The following is a 20,797-nucleotide window of genomic DNA, read 5'->3' as shown; positions in this document are numbered from 1 at the left end:
GAAATGCAAAAAGCTAGGCTATCGTTCCATACTACTCTGACACACCCAAATAATTTGGCTAACGCCAATTTCTGAGAGGGTGTCGGATAGCATCGGTAGCGATATCTAGCTTTCATTTATTTTTGATATTTACTGTCTGTACTTCACATGAAGTGGAATAAAAAGCTGTCGAACGAAGGACGGGGCTTTAAACTCAAAGTTTTCGGTAATTCAGTCCTGGACGCAAAAAGTGGTTTGGCGTTCTACTTATATCGGTTAGGTGTTCTTGGGCCGTACACCATAAATATAGAGGTTCTGCATCCAGCACTCAATTGCTGGTGAGACACTGCACTCACCGCGAATAATTAGGGTAACTTACTGGGCGTAAAAATTGTGGTAAGGTGCGCCGAAGAGCACCCTACCACAATCAATCTGGCAATCAGGAGGATTGAAAACCGTGCCTGATGTCAAAAAGGTCGATCGGCTTACTCAGGCAAACAAACATCGGGAGGGCACAAATTGGGGAAATCCAAAGTTGTGACTTCCAGCGTATCCAACTCAACTCTCCGAATTACATGATTGTTCGTATCAGCAACAAACAAATGAGGCCCGATCGCACTCAACCCTGAAGGTTCAAAAAATCGAGCCTTGAGACCTTTAGCATCAACCAAACCTGCTGTACCATCTCCAATCATTGTTCTGCACGTACCGCCCCGGTGGTCGATCCGCTTAATTTTGTGATTGTAAGTATCAGCCACCCAGAGGTAATTTTGAGCGTATTCAACACCCAAACAGTGCTGCAACCTGACTTCATCACCGCGACCATCTTTATCCCCAAAACCAAACAATTCACCGCTACCGCAAACAGTGCGAACCTTCGGGTCTTCATCTATACCCACAGCACGAATCGAACTAATTTCGCTGTCGGCAACAAACAACTCCGATCGATCCGTAGCGAGGCCGCTGGGCTGAGAAAAAGCAGATTCTGCAAGATTCCCGTCCACACAGGATTCTCGGCCAATACCCGCATAAGTGCCGATCGTGCCAGTGTCTAACTGCATTTCCCAAATTTGGTGTGAACCCGCCATTGCAATAAAAAGTCTATTTCCAACTCTTTCTAAATCCCAAGGCGAATTCAATTGCGTTTCTAAACCCTTGCCGCTGCGGGGTGAAATTTCGTGACTTTGTTCGCCGGTACCAGCAACAGTTTCTACCCGTTGAGTCGTAAAATCAATCTTTCTGATAGCATGATTTTCCGTATCAGCAACATATAGAATTTGACTTTCTGCATCAAAAGCCATACCTTGAGGTGCAAAAAACTCAGCCTCTTCAAAGTCCCCATCAGTTAAACCCGGTTTGCCACTACCGATGACGTGCAGCACCTCACCTTCGAGGGTGCTGACAACAATCCTATTATGTCCTGAATCGGCAATAAATAAGCAAGAACCGACTAAGTTTTGTATGACTGAATTAGCAGGCCCGGGCAATACAGTTTCATCTACAGATTCATTTTCCTGGCTCATTTCGCCCAAAAGCGCGACCTGTTGGTGAAGATGTTTTGCCTCCGTTGCAGCGATCGCAAATGCCAGCACTTTACCGGGAAAAGCCAGCGGTGTTGATACAGGTTTGCGCTGTTTTTCTAAGCTAAAACGGAGTTGTTTAAATTTGAGTGCATTTTTATCTTTGTATTCAGCAATTAACTTGCCAACTAACTCGTCAAGTGCTTCTCTATTGCCTTCACCGGAAACAAAGCCGACGACATAACTTTCAGGATCGATCACCATTAAAGTCGGCCAAGCGCGAACCGCGTAGCTTTGCCAAACTTTCATGCCGCTGTCTACAATTACCGGATGTTCGATATCGTAGCGGAGGATAGCTTGGCGGATGTTTTCTACTTCTTTTTCGTTTTCAAATTTGGCCGAGTGAACGCCGATAACGGTGAGGGAATCTTTATATTTTTGTTCGAGGTATTTTAAGTCGGGCAGGACGTGCAAGCAATTGATGCAGCAGTATGTCCAGAAGTCGAGGAGGACAACGCGCCCTTTTAAGGATTCAATGGATAAAGGTTTGTCGGTGTTTAACCAGGGGTAGTTTCCGGGGAATTCTGGTGCTCTGACGCGAGGCATGGCATCTCCTGGGTAGGATGTGAATGATTTTTTTACTTCTTTAATTTAGCGGGAAGTTTAGCGGCATGGGGAAAAAGCGGGTTAAACAATGGCTTGTGGTACAGGTCGGAGTGCCTGTACCACAAGAGGGGGCGAGGGGTGCGATCGGGCCTCACTGTCCTTCCTGCGTATAAATACTCAAAAAAAACCTCTGGAATTAACATCTAAAAATCTTAGCCAAGATGCTTGACATCCCTGAATGGCCAGTTTAAGCTATGTCTATGAACCTTAGCAAAGGTTTTTAGGAATCAGCCTATGTCTAAAATTATCTACGATGTCATCCAGCGTTTTGAGATAGAAAACGGCGTACCGCGCCTGATTTCAACCAATATTCAAGTGATTGAAGGCGGCGAAGATTTGATGTCTTTAGCTGTGAGTAAACTCAAGCAACTTGGTTTCTATGACAAGTTTGAGGAAAAGCGAACCTCTCAATATATAGGATACAGACTTAAAAACCCGAGGAAAGGAGATAAGCGCTATCAACTTGTTTTAGCTCAGCGGAAAGAGGGTTTATGTATTTCTATTCCCCAAGACAGATTAGAACCATATCTCTTGAATATGGGGTTTTACGCTCCTGTCCCAGGAGAAGAGGTTATAGGTTGTTGTCTAGCAAGAAGTTATTGGATATTACCTAGTAAGAGAGACAAGTTTCTAAATTACATTAACCCAGAATATTTGCATATTTTTCAGGAGTTTCAAATAGGAAGTGATAGCGAAATTAAAGGAGATTTTTACCTAAATTCCTACGAAGGAGATGGTTGGGGTTATGGAACGGTTTTTCCCCGCAAGCTACTGGATGAGTTTCAAGCAGATACTTTAAGCAATGACCCCCTATCTTATTTAATAGTTAATTCCGATAAACTATTTCCCTACGCACGGCAAGTATCTATCAGTTCATGTGAAGTTCTAGAAGAGTTTCTTGGTTACTTTGCACAAATTCTCATGGAGGCACAATAATGTCTGTAAAAGCTAAAAGACTTGTCAACCCTTACTAAGAAAGAATGCTGGAGTTTCTTCACACCTGTGTAGATAACAACTACAAAATTCATACGCAGGTTAGCTTATCCCAAATTTGCGAACAAGTCAGCAACCTTGACTGGGAACTAAAAAAGTTTTTATTTAGCCCCAGTGCTGTGGATGCTCTAATCACAGACTCGAACTACAATCCTTGCTTAGTAGTAGAGTTTCAGTCTGACTACCACGATAGCCCAGAAGCGAAAGATCGCGATCGCAAAAAAGCTACTTTACTTGAGTTTGCCAAAGTTCCCTTAATTTACTCGCGGGTAAAAAACTGTGGTTTGTTATATCTCTCCTCTCAAGATGAAGAAGTAGTTTTCAATTTATTCACAGGACAAAATAGGGAAAATGCCCAAGCGCTAATCAGGCAGTATTGCAGGGAATCAGTCGCGCATCAAGTTAAGCTTATAGCTTGGTAAGTCGGAATAGTTAGGTTATTTCCGAAAATACAAAGCTAATTAATACATGGGTTCTCGGGCGGGTTCACCAACAATATAGTCTTCTTGCTTCTCTCAAATTTTATCCTTGGTTTTCCCTGCTGTTATTTTCCAAAATAACCAATACACCGTTAATTTTTTTCTGGTCGATCGCACTTGCGATCGAGTTAACCCACAGATTGATATTCTGCGATTCCCCTTGCAAAGGCAATCTTGACGCGATCGCAGTAATATTGTTCTCATCTGAGTGGTAGACGGATTGTAAATGTACTGCCTTTTCCTAACTCACTCTGGACTTGAATGCTGCCTTGATGAGCCACTGCGATCGCATTTGCAATCGATAGCCCTAATCCAGCACCACCCGTGGCTCTAGAACGATCGCTCTGCACTCGGTAGAAGCGGTCAAAAATTCGCGTTTGTTCGGCTGGGGCGATACCAACACCCGTATCCTGAACTTGAATCACCGCTTCCTTGTCGGTGCAGTCCAGGATAGCAATGATTAGCCCTCCTGGGGGAGTGTAGTTAATAGCGTTGGTAATTAAGTTCGTCACCATTCGGTAAAGTTGGGCTTCATCCCCAAGAATTACAACGGCTCGCGAAGCACGATTTTCTAACTTCAATTCCACCTCAGACACCATTGCTAAACCTGCAAGTTCTTCTACTAAATCGCCAATCAGATAGTGGAAACAGCAATGCTGCAATTGAGTCGGAATCTGTTGTTGCTCAATTCTACAAATAAACAATAAATCTTTCACTAACCTAGAAAGGCGGATGTTTTGTCGTTCGATAATATCCAGGTTTTGACTAACCTCCGGTAAATCTTCAGCCTGACGAGTATCCTCAACAGTAGTCTGAATGACAGCCAGAGGCGTTCGCAATTCATGAGCGGCATCGGAGGTGAATTGCTGCATCTGGAGATAGGACTGATAAATTGGTCGCATCGCTAATCCAGATAACCACCAACTCGCTCCTCCCACTAGCAGCATGACCAAGGGTAAGCCTAAAAAGAGCAACAATCGCAAGGTGTTAAGATAGGCATCCCATTCTTTGAGCGATCGCCCAATTTGCATATAACCCCAAGGCAAACCGCTGTTTGTTCTCAGTAATAGAGAAATTTGATAAAAGCGATCGCCATTAGAAAGATGCAGAATTTGCCAAAACTCTTTTGGTGCAAAGTTTTCTAATACATCCGGCTGCTCTCCAACCTTCCCTAATATTGCCCCAGATTGGTCTAAAAAGCGGAGATAATATCCCTCCTGCTGAAACACCCTAGCAGTATGTCGCGCCCCGTCATTGCCTGAAGAGTAACAGTTTTCATTCCACAGACACAAACCGGGCAAAATAGTTTTCAAGCTGGATGAAAGCTGTCCCGGTTGTTGTAATTGTGGTTCGATAGTGTCATGCAGCGTTCCGGCTAAGGACTGTAGTTTTTCCTGGAGGATGTATCGCTGCGTGTGAAACACAACCTGATAGACTGCAACACCGCATATACCTAACAACAACCCAATGACGATCGCATACCAACCCGCAAGTTGCCAGCGCGTGCGGTTAAATAGCTTGTTGGAGTGCATATTATCTGTTGACTGTTGACTGTTGACTGTTGACTGTTGACTGTTGACTGTTGACTTCTTCCTTCTTCCTTCTACTTAGTTACTTGTTCAAGCGATACCCGAATCCATGAACCGTTTCAATCATCCCGTCACAGCCATAATCTGCCAGCTTGCGGCGCAACAGACGAATTCTAGCAGCAACTACATTGCTCATCGGGTCAGTATCCACATCCCACAGCCGAGTCAAAAGTCGATCGCGCGTGAGGATTTGGTTCGGGTGCTGCATGAAATATTCCAGTAACCGAAACTCGTTAGCCGTCAGAGGAATCACCCTTAGCTGTCCTCCGTCATTGGTAGTGGAGATGGTTGATTTAGTATAGTTAAGCCGCAATCGCCCCACCTCAAGCTGGTCAGAATTAAAATGCGGCAACTGCTCCGGCGACACACTCCGTCCCCGTCGCTGGAGAGCTCGCAACCGGGCTAACAACTCCGCTTTAACGAACGGTTTCATCAGATAGTCATCAGCCCCAGCATCCAGCCCAGCCACCATATCCTCCGTGCGATCTTTTGCCGTCAACATCAAAACGGGTAAAGGATTATTCTGCCGGCGCAAACGTTGGCACAATTCTAGCCCAGAAGTTCCTGGTAGCAACCAGTCAAAAATCGCCACCGTGTACTCGGTCCATTGGTCTTCCAGATAGTTCCAAGCAGTTGTGCCATCTTGCACCCAATCCACCAGGTACTTTTCTCGGCTCAAGGTGCGTTGCACGATCGCACCCAAATCTGGTTCGTCTTCCGCCAGCAGAATTCTCATTTTATTGCAACCTCGTCCTCTTTCGTTGGTGTCTGCTCAATGCCATAGTTTCTCAACCCGGTTGCTTCCATAATCCGTTTCGGCATCAGAAACTTGCCAAATCGAGCATACAATGCAGGTAGAACCAGTAGAGTGAGAGCAGTTGAGGTAAAGAGTCCGCCGAGGACGACGATCGCCAAAGGCTGCAACAATTCCTTACCAGCCCCACCGCTTAAGACCAGGGGAATCATCCCCAATGCCGAAGTGAGTGCTGTCATCAGAATTGCCAGCAACCGTTCCGTCGAGCCTTCCACAATTACCTTGGAAAGTGGCATTCCTTGAGCGAGTTTGGTGTTGTAGTTGTCTACCAGCAGCAATCCATTGCGCGTCGCCACGCCAAATAGCGTCACAAATCCCACCATTGAGGGAACAGAAAGAACACCGCCCGTTAGCAGCACGGAGATAACACCGCCAACCAGTGCTAATGGTAAATTGATCATCACCATCAGCATCGCAGGAACGGATTTTACGGTGAAGTACATCAATACTGCGATCGCCACCACCGCTAATATTCCGAAAATTAGGAAGTTTTGAGCAGCGCGTTGTTCCGACTCATACTGTCCGCCGTACTGAATATAGTAGCCTTGGGGCAGTTGCACTGATTGCTTAACCTTGGCGCGAATGTCACCGACGACCGAACCAACATCGCGTCCCTGTACGTTGGCTGACACCACAATTAAACGCGAGACATTTTCTCGGTTAATCGTGTTTGGTCCATTGCCAAAGTCAACCTTTGCCACTTGCGAAAGCGGGATGATTTGACCTGTTGGCGCATTAACTTGGAGGTTGCGAATCGTGTTGAGATTGCGACGGGCTGATTCGTTTACCCAAACCAACACATCGACCAACTGTTGACCATCGGGTACTTGAGCAACCACGCGACCATTCAGGGCTGTTTCCGTGAAATCAGACAATTGGGCGATCGTCAACCCGTAGCGGGCGGCTGCATCCCGATTAAATTGAATTTGTACCTGACGGATGGGAATTTGGGGTTCAAGCTGAAGGTCTACCAATCCCTTCACGCCTTTCATCGTCGTTTCGATTTGTTCTCCAATGCGGCGTAGTTCTTGTAAATCGTTGCCGAATACTTTGATCGCGATCGCACTCCTGACCCCCGACAACACTTCATCCATGCGGTGACTGATAAATCCACCGACATTAGTGGCAACTCCCGGAAACTGACCCAACACGTCCCGCAAAGCTTGAATCGTAGCAGGACGGTTTTTCATAGCTGCTTCACTCAGTTCCACGTCCAAGTGTGCCAAGTTCACCGATGCCGCATCCGGGTCGCCCGGAGCACGCCCCGATCGCAGTTGTACTGATTCAAACCTGGGGTCATCCTTAAGTGCTGTTTGAATCGCTAACCCAACGCGATTGGTTGATTCCAATGAGGAACCCGGATAAAGGGCGATCGCATTCATCAGCGATCGTTCCTGGAACGTTGGCAGAAAATCCCGTCCTAACGTCGGCACAATCAACATTGCCGCTACCATTGAGGCTGTGGCCAATCCTAAAATTAAGCTAGAGCGACGCATCGCCATTCGCAGCAACGGATCGTAAAGTTGTTTAGACCACCGGGCTAGGAAGGGTTCTGTCGTCTGCATCCGGCTGTGGGGCAGCAGAATGGCACACAATGCAGGGGAGATTACTAGGGATTCCAGGCTGGAGATGATTACCACCACCAGATAGGCAATGCCCATTGGGGTGAAGATGCGCCCTTCCACACCAGAAAGGGTGAAGATTGGTGAAAAAACAATAATCCCAATTAACGTGGCTCCAATCAGTGACTCGCGCACTTCCTGAGAACCCTCAAAAATAATTTCCATTGCTGGCTGGGGATTGGGCGAGAGGCGATTTTCCCGTAAGCGGCGGTAGGTATTTTCGCAGTAGACGATCGCATCATCAACTGCTGTCCCGATCGCCACTACCAATCCGCCGAGGGTCATAGTGTTGAGTTCCAGCCCGATCCAGGAACACACTAACAGCGAGAACAGTAGCGAGAGAAAGAAATCCAGCAAACAGATGGTGAGGGTGCGCCAGTTCATCAGAAAGGGAATCAGAATGGCTGCGACAATCAAACTGCCTTCGATCAACGCCGATCGCACATTACCAACTGAGGCATCAATGTAGGCATCTTGCCGGAAAGTGACATTCGCCTTCACATCTTTGGGTAAGCCCGGTTTAATTTCCTCCATCGCCTCGATGATGGCTTGCGTGACGGTGGGACTATCTACCAAAGGTTGTTTGTTGACCATCAGCACTACAGCCCGTTTTGTATTCCAACTGGCATCGCCTCGCTGGAGTGCAGCCCCAATCTTCACCTCTGCCACGTCCCGCAGTAGAATGGTTTTTCCCTCCTGCACCTTAACCACTGCTTTCTGCAAATCTGCGATCGTCTGGATTTGTCCCTCTCCCCGAATTACCAATTCGCGATCGGGGTCAATTAACAATCCACCGGCGGTTTTGGCATTTGCCTCGTTTGCCGCCTTGACGACTTCCTGAAGGGAAACCTTCAACGCTTGGAGTTTTTCAGGATTCGCAATCACCTGAAACTGCTGAATTTCTCCGCCGTAAACCAGCACTTGCGATACGCCGGGAACTGCCAGCAAGCGATTGTTGATTTTGCCATCCACCAAACGCCGCACTTCCATGATCGATGTAGTGTCTGACGTGAAGGCATATTGAATCACCGTCCCGATGGGGGGAGCTAGGGGCGATATCTGCGGTGTACCTATGCCTTCTGGAAGTCGGTCTTGCGCGTCCTGCAAGCGCTCTGCCACGAGTTGACGAGCTTGATAGGGGTCAGTACCCCATTTAAACACTACCCGCAATACCGAAATTCCTACGGCTGAGGAGGTACGGACGACTTCAACTCCTGGTGTTCCGTTGACCGCACTTTCTAGCGGTAACGTCACCAAGGATTCCACCGCTTCCGGGGCTAGGCCGGGGGCTTCTGTCTGTACTTCTACTTGAGGGGGCGCAAAGTTGGGCAACACGTCGAGGGGCATTCGACTTACAGTATGCAGACTCCAGATGGTTAGAGCGATCGCCCCGAACACCACTAACCATCGTTGAGCAATAGACCATTTGGGGATGACGTTTAACATAAGGATGAAATTTGGATAGCATGAGGCAAGCTTTTAGGAGACGGAGTAAAGAGATTTACTCAGTCGCGATCGACTGTTACCAAAAATCTTGGTTTTTGAATGTCTACCGATCCTTGCCTTTTAACCCAAAGAGGGCGAATCCACCCACCAGTAAAACTCCTGCGCCTGCTACCCACATCAAAGGTGACGATCCTTGAGCAGGCTGCGTTTCTGCTGGCGATGTAGCGGCCGATGCTTGCGATGTAGCGGGCGATGTAGCGGGTGATGCCTGCGTTTCTACTTGCGATGTAGCGGGTGATGCCTGCGTTTGGGCCGGAGGTTTACCTCGCAATGCCTCCGAGTACAAAAGCGTTGCCCCCTGCATCACAATCTGATTTCCCGGAACTAAATTGCCTTCTTTAATTTCCACCACATCTCCAGAGTCGCTACCAGCCTGAACCGAGATGGGTTTGTATGTCGTTCCCTCTTGGATGTAGACGAGCTTTTGCCCATTGGCATCAATCAAACTGGTGCTGGGAATTTTTAGAATACCTCCATCGGTCGTGGGGGCGATCGCCTGTGTCTTAATTCCCAATGCGGTTGCTTTACTGGCATCAACCTCAATGGGTTGCATAATCTTCGCCGCATCGCCACCTGCAAACTCGTTGTCATGCCCAACGTGCCCTAGCACCGGAGCCGAAGCCGTGCACAACACTAATCCCAAAACAAAACTAGATCCGTAACGGACGATCAATAATGAATTTGAAGTTAAAGATTTCGATAGCATGGAAATTTCCTCCTCACATTTAGCAAACGGGTGTGATGAAAACAGCCACTCCTCTGAAGGGCAATCCTTCCTCACCCCAGAGTTGTGAACCTTCTCCAGCTAGAATGTCAGGCGGAAATAAAAATTTGATGAAAATTTGAGGCGAAGTCTAAAATTAGACACATCTATACCTTTGCTCACTAACATGAGGTGCAAAGAGGGCATAGGAAGCCCCCACACACCTCACTTCTTTGAGAAACGCTCTATTCCCAAAAGATTACAGCCACATTATTCCGAAATAAATCTAACAACAACCGCCGCCGTTATAATGCCAAGTCGAATCAGTAATCAACACCTTATCCGGCATTAATCCCCCCAACTTCCCAGCAGTTTTATCGCACACAGCCGCCGGCACGCCCCGCTGCAAAACGTGACCCGCCCCGTCATCAAACAGCTCCTCAGACCCCGCATAAATCGCCGTCTTGCCAGTAAAAATGCAAGCTCCATCATCCGGTACAGGCACTTTGAAAGACACCGAATCCAGGCTTTCTAACAGCAAATCCGCATCCAATTGATAATTGTGTTTGTCCAGCAGTCGGTAAGGCCTTCTCGCCCGCACTTCCACTTGCCCAAAACCAACGTCTACAAGGTGTTGAACGTATTCTTCGTATGTCAGAGCACCCGACAAACACAGCGCCCGCAAGCGATCGTCTTGCTTCAAATGCTGCGGAATGGGGCGAGTTGCGATCGGATCGCTCATCAACAATCTGCCACCCGGTTTTAACACCCGATAAGTCTCTTTTAATGCTTTAGCTAAATCCGCTGGTTCAAAGATATTAAACAAGCAGTTTTGGGCGACAACATCTACAGAAGCATCCGGCACTGGCAACGCAAAAGCATCGCCTTCACGAATTTCTACAAAACTCGGATCAAACCAATCATTTTCTTGGGCCGCAATTTGCAAGTTTCGTGCAGCGGCATCTCGCATTGCTGGAACCGGCTCGACGGCAATAACCGCTCCTTTGTGTCTAGAAAAATATGCAAATTGTAGTGCTTCTAGGCCGCCGCCGACGCCTACATAAAGCACGAATGGATTGCCCACAAGTTCGGCGGCGTGAACGGTTGTGCCGCAGCCGTAATTCATTTCTTGCATTTGTTCGGGAATTTTTAATCCTGGCAATTGCAAGGGACTGCTTTGGACGCAGCAAAGTCCGATTTGGGGTGTTTCGGCAACATCACTGTAGAATTTGGCTGCTGTTTCGAGGTAGGTCATTTTTTAGTGTCCTTTAATTTTTAACCGCAGATGGAACACGGGCGGGACGCCCATGCCGCGAAGACGTTCCGAAAGATTTTGTTAGGTGGCAAATTCGACTTTTTGTTCGGATTTGGGCGGATTTTCGGGTTCGGAAACAGTTGTTTTGGGATCTGCTAATTCGGTGGTTGGCTGGCTAGGAGTTTCAGCGGCAACTGGTGGCGTTGGCGGTACAAGATTGGGAGACTCTTCTGGTATCGCGGGAGCCACTACTTTTGGTACTGGAGCTTTTCCTGTTATTTCTGGCAGGGTTGGTGCCTCTGAAGGATTAGCAGGTTGGGGTTCTTCACGCAAGAAGTTGCGGAACCGATTGTAGTATCCTTTATATTCCTGTTTTTTTGTTTGGAGAGATGCTGTTGGGGTCGGTTCTATTATTTTAACTGGTGCAACAACTTTCGGGGTTTCTAACTGAGGAGTTGCTGTCGGTGTCGGTTCTATTACTTGAACTGGTGCAACAACTTTCGGGGTTTCTAACTGGGGAGTTGCTGTCGGTGTCGGTTCTATTACTTGAACTGGTGCAACAACTTTCGGGGTTTCTAACTGGGGAGTTGCTGTCGGGCTCGGTTCTGTTATTTTAACTGGTGCAACTTCGGGAGCGACTGTTGGCTCTAAGCTCGGTTGGGTAACAGGGGTTTCTGGAACCGCTGGTGAGGGTTGGACAACTGGTGTTTTTTCTAATGCAGGTGTCGGTGTCGGTTCGGGGGTTGGGGTTGGTTTGGGTTCGGGAGCTTGGTAGGTGCGATCGACTATACCGCGAGCTTGTGCTGCTGTTAGTTCGCGCCGCACTAATTTTGAAAGAGTATCTTGACCGAGGGGTTGGTAATTTATCAGTCTGGCTGTATTATTAAAGGCGTTTTTGACAATTTTTCCTCGTTCGTCAATTAATTCTAGCTGTACCCAGTTTTTCCCTGGTGTGAATCCTTTAAGATATATAGGTTGCCACTGGTCGATCGCAAAGCTTTCGCCGTTCACTGTGGCTCGAATTTTCCAATCGAGTATTTCATCTTGGGAATTTTCTTGCGCCACTTCGTGCGGGGGGGCATTTGTCAAGTAAAAGTCGAGCAGGATGGGTTCTGCCCCGTAGCTGCCTTGGGGGCTGTTGTACGTTAATAGGGGCAATGTTCGATCGGGATTATTGTCGTCTGTTTTGGTAAAAACGTGAAAGGTGGTTTGAGCTGCGGCACCTTCGTTTTTAAAGCTTTCTTCCCAAGGGCGAGCGGCGAACACCTGCAGGGTATGGGTTCCCGGTTCTAAGTCGGAGAGCGTTAAAGGTTGGTTGATGTCGTAAACTGCTGCATAAGGTTGGTTGTCTAATAAAACTTGCAGATGGGGGCCCAAACCCAAGTTTGCATCTTTGAAAATGGGCAAGTCCTTCACTTGGAACTGAACAGACACATTTATATCCTGAAGCACTTCGTCAGGTTTTGGATTCAAAATACTAATTTGAGGCTGGTAGATTTCTAGAGCCTGACGCAGTTGTTGAATGGCTTCTGGGGGAGAAACCTCTGAGATTCTGTTTACTGGGGCGGTAGCTGAGTCGCTCTTGTTCCCTGATTTGGGCAATTCGGGATGGCCCGCGCCACAACTTGCTAAACCCAAAATTAATATTGCTGCTGCGAACAATGCCAGCAGCCTGCCCGCAACCGTTCTGTGCCAATTGATCCCAATCACGCAACCATACTCCTAGAAGCCTTCTCATAGGGAACTATAGCCCAAAAATGAATTTAGTATTGGGAAATTGCCGCTCAGGAATTCCAAAGCCGCGTAGGAACCCGGATTGAGCCAGCAGCGGCAAACCCATCCTCTGGCACTCTTAATTCCCGCAGCCGTTTTCCAAAACATATATCTACAAATGAGTATTGCTAAATTACTTTATCTTTGAGTTTTGTAAAGTTAATGGCAGTACCCCTTGACTTTTTCGAGGGACTGTGGGATTTACAGGCGTTATTACATCAAGAATTGAGGCTTTTTTAAGTATTGTTAACAAGCGATTAATACTCCTCTAGCAAGCTTATAATTCATAAAACTCCCTCAAAAGGAGCAGTCGCATCAAGTCTGAATCAAGGACGCGATCGGTGGCTCATCTGGAGAGAAGAGTTGGCAGTACCCAGTCACATTGTTAGCGACACTGGGAAACTGGCTTCTTCAAAGAAGCAAAATGCTTGGGGAGACGATGCACCTGCGTCTAGCTCTGCAAAGAGTAAAGTGTAGTGCAGTGTCGGCTTTTTCGAGAATCCCCCGCCCAATCAAGCGCGGGGAGTGTCCGGTACATTATTCAGTTCTCGTTCCTTGTCTTACCGAGAGGAGAGTCTTCATGACCATTAGTCCTCCAGAGCGAGAGGTAAAAGCTAGGGTAGTAGTCGATAAGAATCCGGTTCCAACTTCTTTCGAGAAGTGGTCAAAACCCGGTCATTTCGATCGCACTCTAGCTAAGGGGCCAAAAACCACCACTTGGATTTGGAACCTCCACGCTAACGCTCACGACTTTGACAGTCATACAAGTGACTTAGAAGACGTTTCGCGCAAAATCTTTAGCGCTCACTTCGGCCACTTGGCAGTAATCTTCGTGTGGATCAGTGGCGCATATTTCCACGGCGCTAAATTTTCCAATTACGAAGCTTGGCTGACAAATCCTACAGCCATCAAGCCCAGCGCTCAAGTGGTCTGGCCGATTTTTGGTCAAGAAATTTTAAATGCAGATGTAGGCGGCGGCTTTCACGGAATTCAGATCACCTCTGGTCTATTCCAGTGGTGGCGCGCCAACGGCATCACTAACTCATACCAGCTATATTGCACTGCGATCGGCGCCCTGGTAATGGCAGCTCTGATGCTATTTGCCGGTTGGTTCCACTATCACGTCCGCGCTCCGAAACTGGAATGGTTCCAGAACGTGGAATCGATGATGAACCACCACTTGGCTGTGTTGTTGGGCTGCGGCTGCTTGGGCTACGCGGGACAGCAAATTCACGTGTCGCTGCCAATCAACGCTTGCATGGACGCGATCGATGCAGGTTCACCGCTGACAGTCGGCGGCAAGCTGATCAAAACAGTTGCCGACATCCCCCTGCCGCACGAGTGGATTTTGACACCGGGCTTGATGGCTGACATCTACCCGAGTTTCGCTAAAGGTTTAACCCCCTTCTTCACCCTCAACTGGGGCGCATACACAGACTTCCTGACCTTCAAAGGCGGTCTGAACCCCACCACAGGCGGTTTGTGGCTGACTGATACAACACACCACCACTTAGCTTTGGCAGTGCTGTTCATCGTCGCTGGTCATATGTACCGGACGAACTGGGGCATCGGCCACAGCATGAAAGAAATCCTAGAGAACCACAAAGGCCCCTTCACTGGTGAAGGTCACAAAGGTCTCTACGAAATCCTGACAAATTCTTGGCACGCGCAACTGGCGATTAACTTGGCACTGATGGGCTCTCTGAGCATCATCGTGGCTCACCACATGTACGCGATGCCTCCGTATCCGTACATCGCGACCGACTACCCGACTCAGTTGTCCATCTTCACCCACCACATGTGGATCGGCGGATTCCTGATCGTTGGAGGAGCCGCTCACGGAGCAATCTTCATGGTGCGGGACTACGAACCGAGCGGCAACGTCAACAACCTGCTCGATCGCGTGATCCGTCATAGAGATGCGATCATTTCCCACCTGAACTGGGTTTGTATATTCTTGGGCTTCCACAGCTTCGGTCTGTACGTCCACAACGACACGATGCGGGCTTTCGGTCGTCCTCAAGATTTGTTCTCGGATACCGGGATTCAGTTGCGTCCGATATTTGCCCAGTGGGTGCAAAACATCCACGCGTTGGCTCCGGGCACAACAGCGCCTAATGCTACGGAAATCGTCAGCCACGCTTTTGGCGGCGGTGCAGTAGTAGTCGCCGGCAAAGTAGCGATGATGCCGATCGAGTTGGGTACGGCGGATTTCATGATCCACCACATCCACGCTTTCACAATTCACGTTACAGTCCTGATTCTCTTGAAGGGCGTGTTGTTTGCACGCAGTTCTCGCTTGATTCCTGACAAAGGCAACTTGGGTTTCCGGTTCCCTTGCGACGGCCCAGGCCGTGGCGGCACCTGCCAAGTTTCGGGTTGGGATCACGTGTTCCTAGGCTTGTTCTGGATGTACAACAGCATCTCGATCGTGATTTTCCACTTTAGCTGGAAAATGCAGTCGGACGTGTGGGGAACAGTAGCGCCAGACGGCACAATTTCTCACATTACCGGCGGCAACTTCGCACAAAGTTCGATCACGATTAACGGCTGGCTGCGGGACTTCCTCTGGGCGCAAGCTTCTCAGGTGATTCAGTCCTACGGTTCGGCACTGTCGGCCTACGGTCTGATGTTCCTAGCTGGACACTTCGTCTTCGCCTTCAGCTTGATGTTCCTGTTCAGCGGCCGCGGCTACTGGCAAGAACTGATTGAGTCCATTGTTTGGGCTCACAACAAGCTCAAGGTAGGTCCCTCCATTCAGCCTCGCGCTCTGAGCATTATTCAGGGTCGGGCTGTGGGTGTAGCTCACTACCTCCTAGGAGGAATTGTCACTACGTGGGCATTTTTCCTAGCGCGAATCATTTCGGTAGGGTAAACTACCCCTAGGTTTTGGATTCTCGATTTGGGAGGAATCTCAAATCGAGAATCCAAACTCAGAACCGAATCCCTTCAATTTTGTTCAGGATTCAGGATTAATCAAGGCTTATGGCAACGAAATTTCCAAAATTTAGCCAAGACCTTGCCCAAGACCCGACCACACGGCGGATCTGGTACGGGATTGCCACAGCACACGACTTTGAAAGCCACGATGGCATGACGGAAGAAAATCTTTACCAAAAGATTTTTGCTTCTCACTTCGGCCACATAGCAATCATTTTCTTGTGGACTTCGGGCAGCCTGTTCCACGTAGCATGGCAAGGTAACTTTGAACAGTGGATTAAAGACCCCCTAAACGTCCGCCCGATCGCTCACGCGATTTGGGACCCCCAATTCGGCGCTCCTGCAGTAGAAGCTTTCACTCAAGGGGGCGCTTCTAACCCAGTAGACATCTCTTACTCCGGTGTCTACCATTGGTGGTTCACTCAAGGGATTCGGACAAACGCTGACCTGTATCAAGGAGCTATCTTCTTGCTACTACTGGCGGCTGTCTTCCTGTTCGCAGGTTGGTTGCACCTCCAGCCCAAGTACCGCCCCAGCTTGTCTTGGTTCAAAAATGCTGAATCTCGCCTCAACCACCACTTGGCTGGTTTGTTCGGTGTCAGCTCTTTGGCTTGGACTGGTCACATGGTTCACGTTGCTATCCCCGAATCTCGCGGACAGCACGTAGGTTGGGAAAACTTCTTGTCTACCCCGCCTCACCCGGCAGGTTTGGCTCCGTTCTTCACTGGTAACTGGAGCGTATACGCCGAGAACCCAGATGCACCGAACCATGTCTTCGGTACTTCCGAAGGCGCTGGAACCGCAATTCTGACTTTCTTGGGTGGCTTCCACCCTCAAACAGAATCCCTGTGGCTGACAGACATCGCTCACCACCACTTGGCGATCGCAGTTCTGTTTATCGTTGCCGGTCATATGTACCGGACTAACTTCGGTATCGGTCACAGCATCAAAGAGATGTTGGATTCTAAGGCTGGTTTGGTCGGCGGCAAGAGTGAAGGGCAGTTCAACTTGCCTCACCAAGGCTTGTACGAAACCTACAACAACTCGCTGCACTTCCAACTGGGAATTCACCTCGCTGCTTTGGGCGTGATCACCTCCCTGGTAGCACAGCATATGTACGCGATGCCTCCCTACGCTTTCATGGCGAAGGACTTCACGACTCAGGCTGCGCTGTATACCCACCACCAGTACATTGCTGGATTCATCATGGTCGGCGCTTTCGCCCACGGAGCTATCTTCTTGGTGCGGGACTACGATCCTGAAGCAAACAAAGGCAACGTGCTCGATCGCGTGTTGCAGCACAAAGAAGCGATTATCTCTCACTTGAGCTGGGTGTCGCTGTTCTTGGGCTTCCACACTCTCGGTCTGTACGTTCACAATGACGTGGTAGTTGCTTTCGGAACTCCAGAAAAGCAAATCTTGATTGAACCAGTGTTCGCACAGTTCATCCAAGCTGCTCACGGAAAAGCTCTCTACGGCATGGACGTGCTGTTGTCTAACCCTGACAGCCTTGCTTCTACCGCTTGGCCGAACTATGCTAACGTGTGGCTCCCAGGCTGGTTAGACGGGATTAACAACGGTACTAATTCTCTGTTCTTGGCGATCGGACCTGGCGATTTCTTGGTTCACCACGCGATCGCACTAGGCTTGCACACCACCACCTTGATCTTGGTCAAGGGAGCTCTCGACGCTCGCGGTACTAAGCTGATGCCGGACAAGAAAGACTTCGGTTATGCTTTCCCTTGCGACGGCCCCGGCCGCGGCGGTACTTGCGACATCTCTGCTTGGGACTCTTTCTTCCTGGCGATGTTCTGGATGCTGAACACCCTGGGTTGGGTAACGTTCTACTGGCACTGGAAGCACCTGGGCATCTGGCAAGGTAACGTGGCTCAGTTCAATGAGTCTTCTACCTACCTGATGGGCTGGTTCCGCGATTACCTCTGGCTGTATTCCGCTCAGTTGATCAACGGTTACAACCCGTATGGTACTAACAACTTGTCTGTCTGGTCTTGGATGTTCTTATTCGGACACCTTGTTTGGGCAACTGGTTTCATGTTCCTGATCTCTTGGAGAGGTTACTGGCAAGAGTTGATCGAGACTTTGGTTTGGGCTCACGAGCGCACTCCTTTGGCTAACTTGGTTCGCTGGAAAGACAAGCCTGTTGCTTTGTCGATCATCCAAGGTCGCGTTGTTGGTTTGGCTCACTTTACTGTGGGATACATCCTCACTTACGCCGCCTTTGTAATTGCCTCGACGGCCGGGAAATTCGGGTAACTCTGAACTCTGGTTTCTAGGTAATTAACTAAAATCCCCCGCCTTCTAGCGGGGGATTTTTTTAGGTATTTTGGTTGATGGAAAGGACAGGAGCAAGTTTGTCTGGCAGGACTTATTCACTCCGACTAAAGAAACCGGGTTTTTTACCGAGTGTGCGGGCTGCAACCCGTCTTTTCGTAAAAAACCCGGTTTCTGGGTCCCATGCTTAAGTCCTAATACACTATGTTGCGGCGGATTGCTGAGACTCAGCCAGTCTCCTCTGCTGTGCTGGATTTAGTTTATCGGAGCATTGATCGAGGACAAGCTGCGCTTGATGCGTCAAACTAGAGATATATAGAAGAAACGGGGTTTGTGACCTCGACGTGCGTAAGTCCCATCATAAAAACCTCATTAATACTGCCATGACAGGAATGGAACCCTTTGCTATAAGTTGTGTTAGCGGTATCGCCCTCCCCATTTTCCAGTCAGTCTATGGAAGCGGTGGCAAGTTTCTCGGCTGGATGGGGAAAAAGCTAGATGAGAAAACTAAACAGCTAATTTACACGGCATCGGGGGAATACGGCAAACGCTACTTCAAGCGTCACGGCATTCTGAAAGCATTGGGAATGCGGGAGGCTGTGCCATTAGAATCGGTTTATACTGCTGTGCAGTTTTTGGATGAGCAAGAAAAGCGCAGTTTTGAATCAATCCAAAATTTAGAAGAAGCTTACCGCCAAGCAAAAGAGCGAAATTTTCAGCAGCAAGACTGCAAGAAGCAAGAAGGGCTAAAAATTGCTAATCAGAAGCAATATTTGATGGTGTTAGGGCAGCCAGGAGCCGGAAAATCTACATTTTTGCGGAAAATAGGACTCGAAGCACTGAAGGGCAAAAAAGGTGGATTTAAGCACGATCGCATTCCCGTTTTTATCGAACTTAAAAGCTTTACATCTAGCCCGATAGACATAGAAAAATTAATTATTGAAGAGTTTAGCATTTGTGGCTTTCCCTCTTCCGAGCAATTTATTGCTAAGGCATTAGAGCAGGGAAAGCTGTTAATCTTGCTGGATGGATTGGATGAAGTGCCGACAGTCAACACAAATGAGGTCATTAGTAAAATTCAAAATTTTGTCGATAGCTATGATAAAAATAGCTTCATTGTCTCTTGTCGCACAGCCGCTTATAGAAACAACTTTCAACGCTTTACCGATGTCAAACTAGCAGACTTTGACGATACTCAAATTGAGCAATTTATTGGTAACTGGTTTCAGTCTGAGGTCGATCAACAAGCAGGAACGGCTCAAAAATGTTGGGAGTTATTGCAAAAGCCAGAATATGCAGCAGCTAAAGAGTTAGCCCACACGCCATTATTGCTAACTTTCCTATGCCTCAACTACGATCGTTCGCAAAATTTTCCGAATAATCGCAGCGTTCTTTACAAAAAGGCTTTGCGGATATTGTTGGAAGAATGGGCGGCGGAAAAGCGGATTCAGAAAGAGGAAATTTATCAAGGACTCAGCACGGAGTTAGAGGAGAGTTTGTTATCGGAGATTGCTTATAGTGGTTTTGAGACTGATAAGCTGTTTTTTTCGCAGCGCGAAGTGGTTGAACAAATCAAAACTTTTTTAGCAACTAATTTGAATGTACCGAAGCATTTAGACGGTGAGGCGGTTCTGAATGCAATTGCCGTTCAACAGGGGATTTTGGTAGAACGAGCTGAGGATGTGTTCTCGTTTTCGCATTTAACGCTTCAGGAATATCTCACGGCGCAATATATTGCGGATAATAATTTAATTGAGCAGTTAGTTACCGGCCATCTTTCCGATGCACGCTGGCAAGAGGTGTTTTTGTTGGTAGCGGGGTTGGTGCGTGCAAAAAATGGGGCTGATGACTTGCTGCTGTTAATGGAAAAAGAGGCTCAAAAGTACATTAACACGCCGAAGTTGCAAGGGCTATTGCAATGGGCAGATGCAGCGACTAATGGGTCGGAAGGTGATTTTAAGCCTGTGGGTAAACGTGCTGCGGTGATCGCCTACGCCTACGTCAACGCCTACGCCTACGCCTACGCCTACGCCACCTCCACCTACGCCAAAGTCTACGCCTACGCCAAGGCCAAGGCCTACGCCAACTCCATCGCCTACGCCTACGTCAACGCCTACGCCTACGCCTACGCCAACGCCAACGCCAAGGCTAACGCGATGGCCAACGCCCAGGCTAACGCGATGGCCAACGCCTACGACAGCGGCTACGCTAACGCCAGCGCCAAGACCCGGGCCTACGACCACGCCTACCCCTACGCCTACGCCTACGCGTTGGCCATTGCGTTGGCCGAAGAACTTAAAAAAATTAAAATCTTCAAGGAGGTGAACTGGACTGAACTAATTGCTCAACTGATAGAACTTCAGAAGCAATTGCCCGATCGTGACCAGCCTAAACAAATACACTTGGCATTGGCCGATCGCCTTGTAGATACCTGGTGTCATGCACTCCATCTCAATCCAGAAATAATCAAATTATCTGAGGAAGAAGCAGAGGCCGACCACTGGGGGGGTGACAAAGAGGCCTAGGAGATAGACCGCATCAGCGTTGCAGCCCGCATACCTTGTTGATAAAAGCGACGTTTATTTGGAGTTAACTTTATTAACTGTTCCACCACATCAGAATATTGTTCGAGATAATTAACCCACTTTTCTCCATCTAAGCCAACA

At 48.4% G+C, this 20,797-nt stretch carries 13 protein-coding genes; 5 read left to right on the top strand and 8 right to left on the bottom strand.

Features of this window, described 5'->3' with window-relative positions; genetic code table 11:
• Positions 1–116, bottom strand: a 116-nt coding sequence (locus QUB14_RS25990; protein WP_333220634.1) for a helix-turn-helix domain-containing protein, incomplete at its 3' end; no start/stop codon positions are given.
• Positions 117–464: 348 nt separating this feature from the next.
• Positions 465–2,105, bottom strand: a complete 1,641-nt coding sequence (locus QUB14_RS25985; RefSeq protein WP_333220632.1) for a thioredoxin-like domain-containing protein — start codon at positions 2,103–2,105, stop codon at positions 465–467.
• A gap of 294 nt (positions 2,106–2,399) precedes the next feature.
• Here QUB14_RS25985 and QUB14_RS25980 point away from each other — a divergent pair, with 294 nt between their 5' ends.
• Positions 2,400–3,101, top strand: a complete 702-nt coding sequence (locus QUB14_RS25980; RefSeq protein WP_333220630.1) for a hypothetical protein — start codon at positions 2,400–2,402, stop codon at positions 3,099–3,101.
• 44 nt (positions 3,102–3,145) lie between these two features.
• Positions 3,146–3,580 carry a DUF2726 domain-containing protein gene (locus QUB14_RS25975; RefSeq protein ID WP_333220628.1) on the top strand — a complete coding sequence of 145 codons (435 nt, stop codon included), beginning with the start codon at positions 3,146–3,148 and terminating at the stop codon, positions 3,578–3,580.
• 257 nt (positions 3,581–3,837) lie between these two features.
• On the opposite strand, the gene rppB is transcribed toward QUB14_RS25975, so the two are convergent.
• The 6 genes from rppB to QUB14_RS25945 form a co-directional block, all read right to left on the bottom strand.
• Positions 3,838–5,169 carry a two-component system sensor histidine kinase RppB gene (rppB, locus tag QUB14_RS25970; RefSeq protein WP_333220626.1) on the bottom strand — a complete coding sequence of 444 codons (1,332 nt, stop codon included), beginning with the start codon at positions 5,167–5,169 and terminating at the stop codon, positions 3,838–3,840.
• 79 nt (positions 5,170–5,248) lie between these two features.
• On the bottom strand, positions 5,249–5,962 hold the full coding sequence (gene rppA, locus QUB14_RS25965) for a two-component system response regulator RppA (RefSeq protein WP_333220624.1): 714 nt from the start codon (positions 5,960–5,962) through the stop codon (positions 5,249–5,251).
• Positions 5,959–9,108, bottom strand: coding sequence for an efflux RND transporter permease subunit (locus tag QUB14_RS25960; RefSeq protein ID WP_333220622.1), 3,150 nt, complete (start codon positions 9,106–9,108; stop codon positions 5,959–5,961). The genes rppA and QUB14_RS25960 overlap by 4 nt, the downstream gene beginning before the upstream one ends.
• 103 nt (positions 9,109–9,211) lie before the next feature.
• Positions 9,212–9,874 carry a hypothetical protein gene (locus tag QUB14_RS25955; protein WP_333220619.1) on the bottom strand — a complete coding sequence of 221 codons (663 nt, stop codon included), beginning with the start codon at positions 9,872–9,874 and terminating at the stop codon, positions 9,212–9,214.
• Positions 9,875–10,157: 283 nt separating this feature from the next.
• Positions 10,158–11,126 (bottom strand): arsenosugar biosynthesis arsenite methyltransferase ArsM, encoded by a 969-nt coding sequence (gene arsM / locus QUB14_RS25950; RefSeq protein WP_333220618.1) that lies wholly within the window; start codon positions 11,124–11,126, stop codon positions 10,158–10,160.
• Positions 11,127–11,207: 81 nt separating this feature from the next.
• A complete protein-coding gene (locus QUB14_RS25945) occupies positions 11,208–12,836 on the bottom strand; it encodes a hypothetical protein (protein ID WP_333297376.1) in 1,629 nt (542 codons plus the stop codon).
• Between the two features lie 643 nt (positions 12,837–13,479).
• Here QUB14_RS25945 and psaA point away from each other — a divergent pair.
• The 3 genes from psaA to QUB14_RS25930 all read left to right on the top strand — a co-directional run bounded on the left by psaA (position 13,480) and on the right by QUB14_RS25930 (position 20,656).
• Positions 13,480–15,774, top strand: coding sequence for a photosystem I core protein PsaA (gene psaA / locus QUB14_RS25940; RefSeq protein ID WP_333220614.1), 2,295 nt, complete (start codon positions 13,480–13,482; stop codon positions 15,772–15,774).
• A gap of 110 nt (positions 15,775–15,884) precedes the next feature.
• Entirely contained in the window at positions 15,885–18,113 is a 2,229-nt protein-coding gene (gene psaB / locus QUB14_RS25935) for a photosystem I core protein PsaB (protein ID WP_190659912.1), read from the top strand.
• A 401-nt stretch (positions 18,114–18,514) separates the two neighbouring features.
• Positions 18,515–20,656 carry an NACHT domain-containing protein gene (locus tag QUB14_RS25930; protein WP_333220611.1) on the top strand — a complete coding sequence of 714 codons (2,142 nt, stop codon included), beginning with the start codon at positions 18,515–18,517 and terminating at the stop codon, positions 20,654–20,656.
• The last annotated feature ends 141 nt before the right edge of the window (positions 20,657–20,797 follow it).

Source organism: Microcoleus sp. B3-D2 (genome assembly GCF_036705345.1).
In the GTDB taxonomy this organism is placed as follows: domain Bacteria; phylum Cyanobacteriota; class Cyanobacteriia; order Cyanobacteriales; family Microcoleaceae; genus Microcoleus.
Note: the sequence above shows the minus strand (reverse complement) of the source record. Positions and strands in the feature narration are given on the sequence as shown.

Coding starts and splice junctions, on each gene's coding strand:
- QUB14_RS25985 (WP_333220632.1), bottom strand. CDS start 2,105: ATGCCTCGCGTCAGAGCACCAGAATTCCCCGGAAACTACCCCTGGTTA.
- QUB14_RS25980 (WP_333220630.1), top strand. CDS start 2,400: ATGTCTAAAATTATCTACGATGTCATCCAGCGTTTTGAGATAGAAAAC.
- QUB14_RS25975 (WP_333220628.1), top strand. CDS start 3,146: ATGCTGGAGTTTCTTCACACCTGTGTAGATAACAACTACAAAATTCAT.
- rppB (WP_333220626.1), bottom strand. CDS start 5,169: ATGCACTCCAACAAGCTATTTAACCGCACGCGCTGGCAACTTGCGGGT.
- rppA (WP_333220624.1), bottom strand. CDS start 5,962: ATGAGAATTCTGCTGGCGGAAGACGAACCAGATTTGGGTGCGATCGTG.
- QUB14_RS25960 (WP_333220622.1), bottom strand. CDS start 9,108: ATGTTAAACGTCATCCCCAAATGGTCTATTGCTCAACGATGGTTAGTG.
- QUB14_RS25955 (WP_333220619.1), bottom strand. CDS start 9,874: ATGCTATCGAAATCTTTAACTTCAAATTCATTATTGATCGTCCGTTAC.
- arsM (WP_333220618.1), bottom strand. CDS start 11,126: ATGACCTACCTCGAAACAGCAGCCAAATTCTACAGTGATGTTGCCGAA.
- psaA (WP_333220614.1), top strand. CDS start 13,480: ATGACCATTAGTCCTCCAGAGCGAGAGGTAAAAGCTAGGGTAGTAGTC.
- psaB (WP_190659912.1), top strand. CDS start 15,885: ATGGCAACGAAATTTCCAAAATTTAGCCAAGACCTTGCCCAAGACCCG.
- QUB14_RS25930 (WP_333220611.1), top strand. CDS start 18,515: ATGACAGGAATGGAACCCTTTGCTATAAGTTGTGTTAGCGGTATCGCC.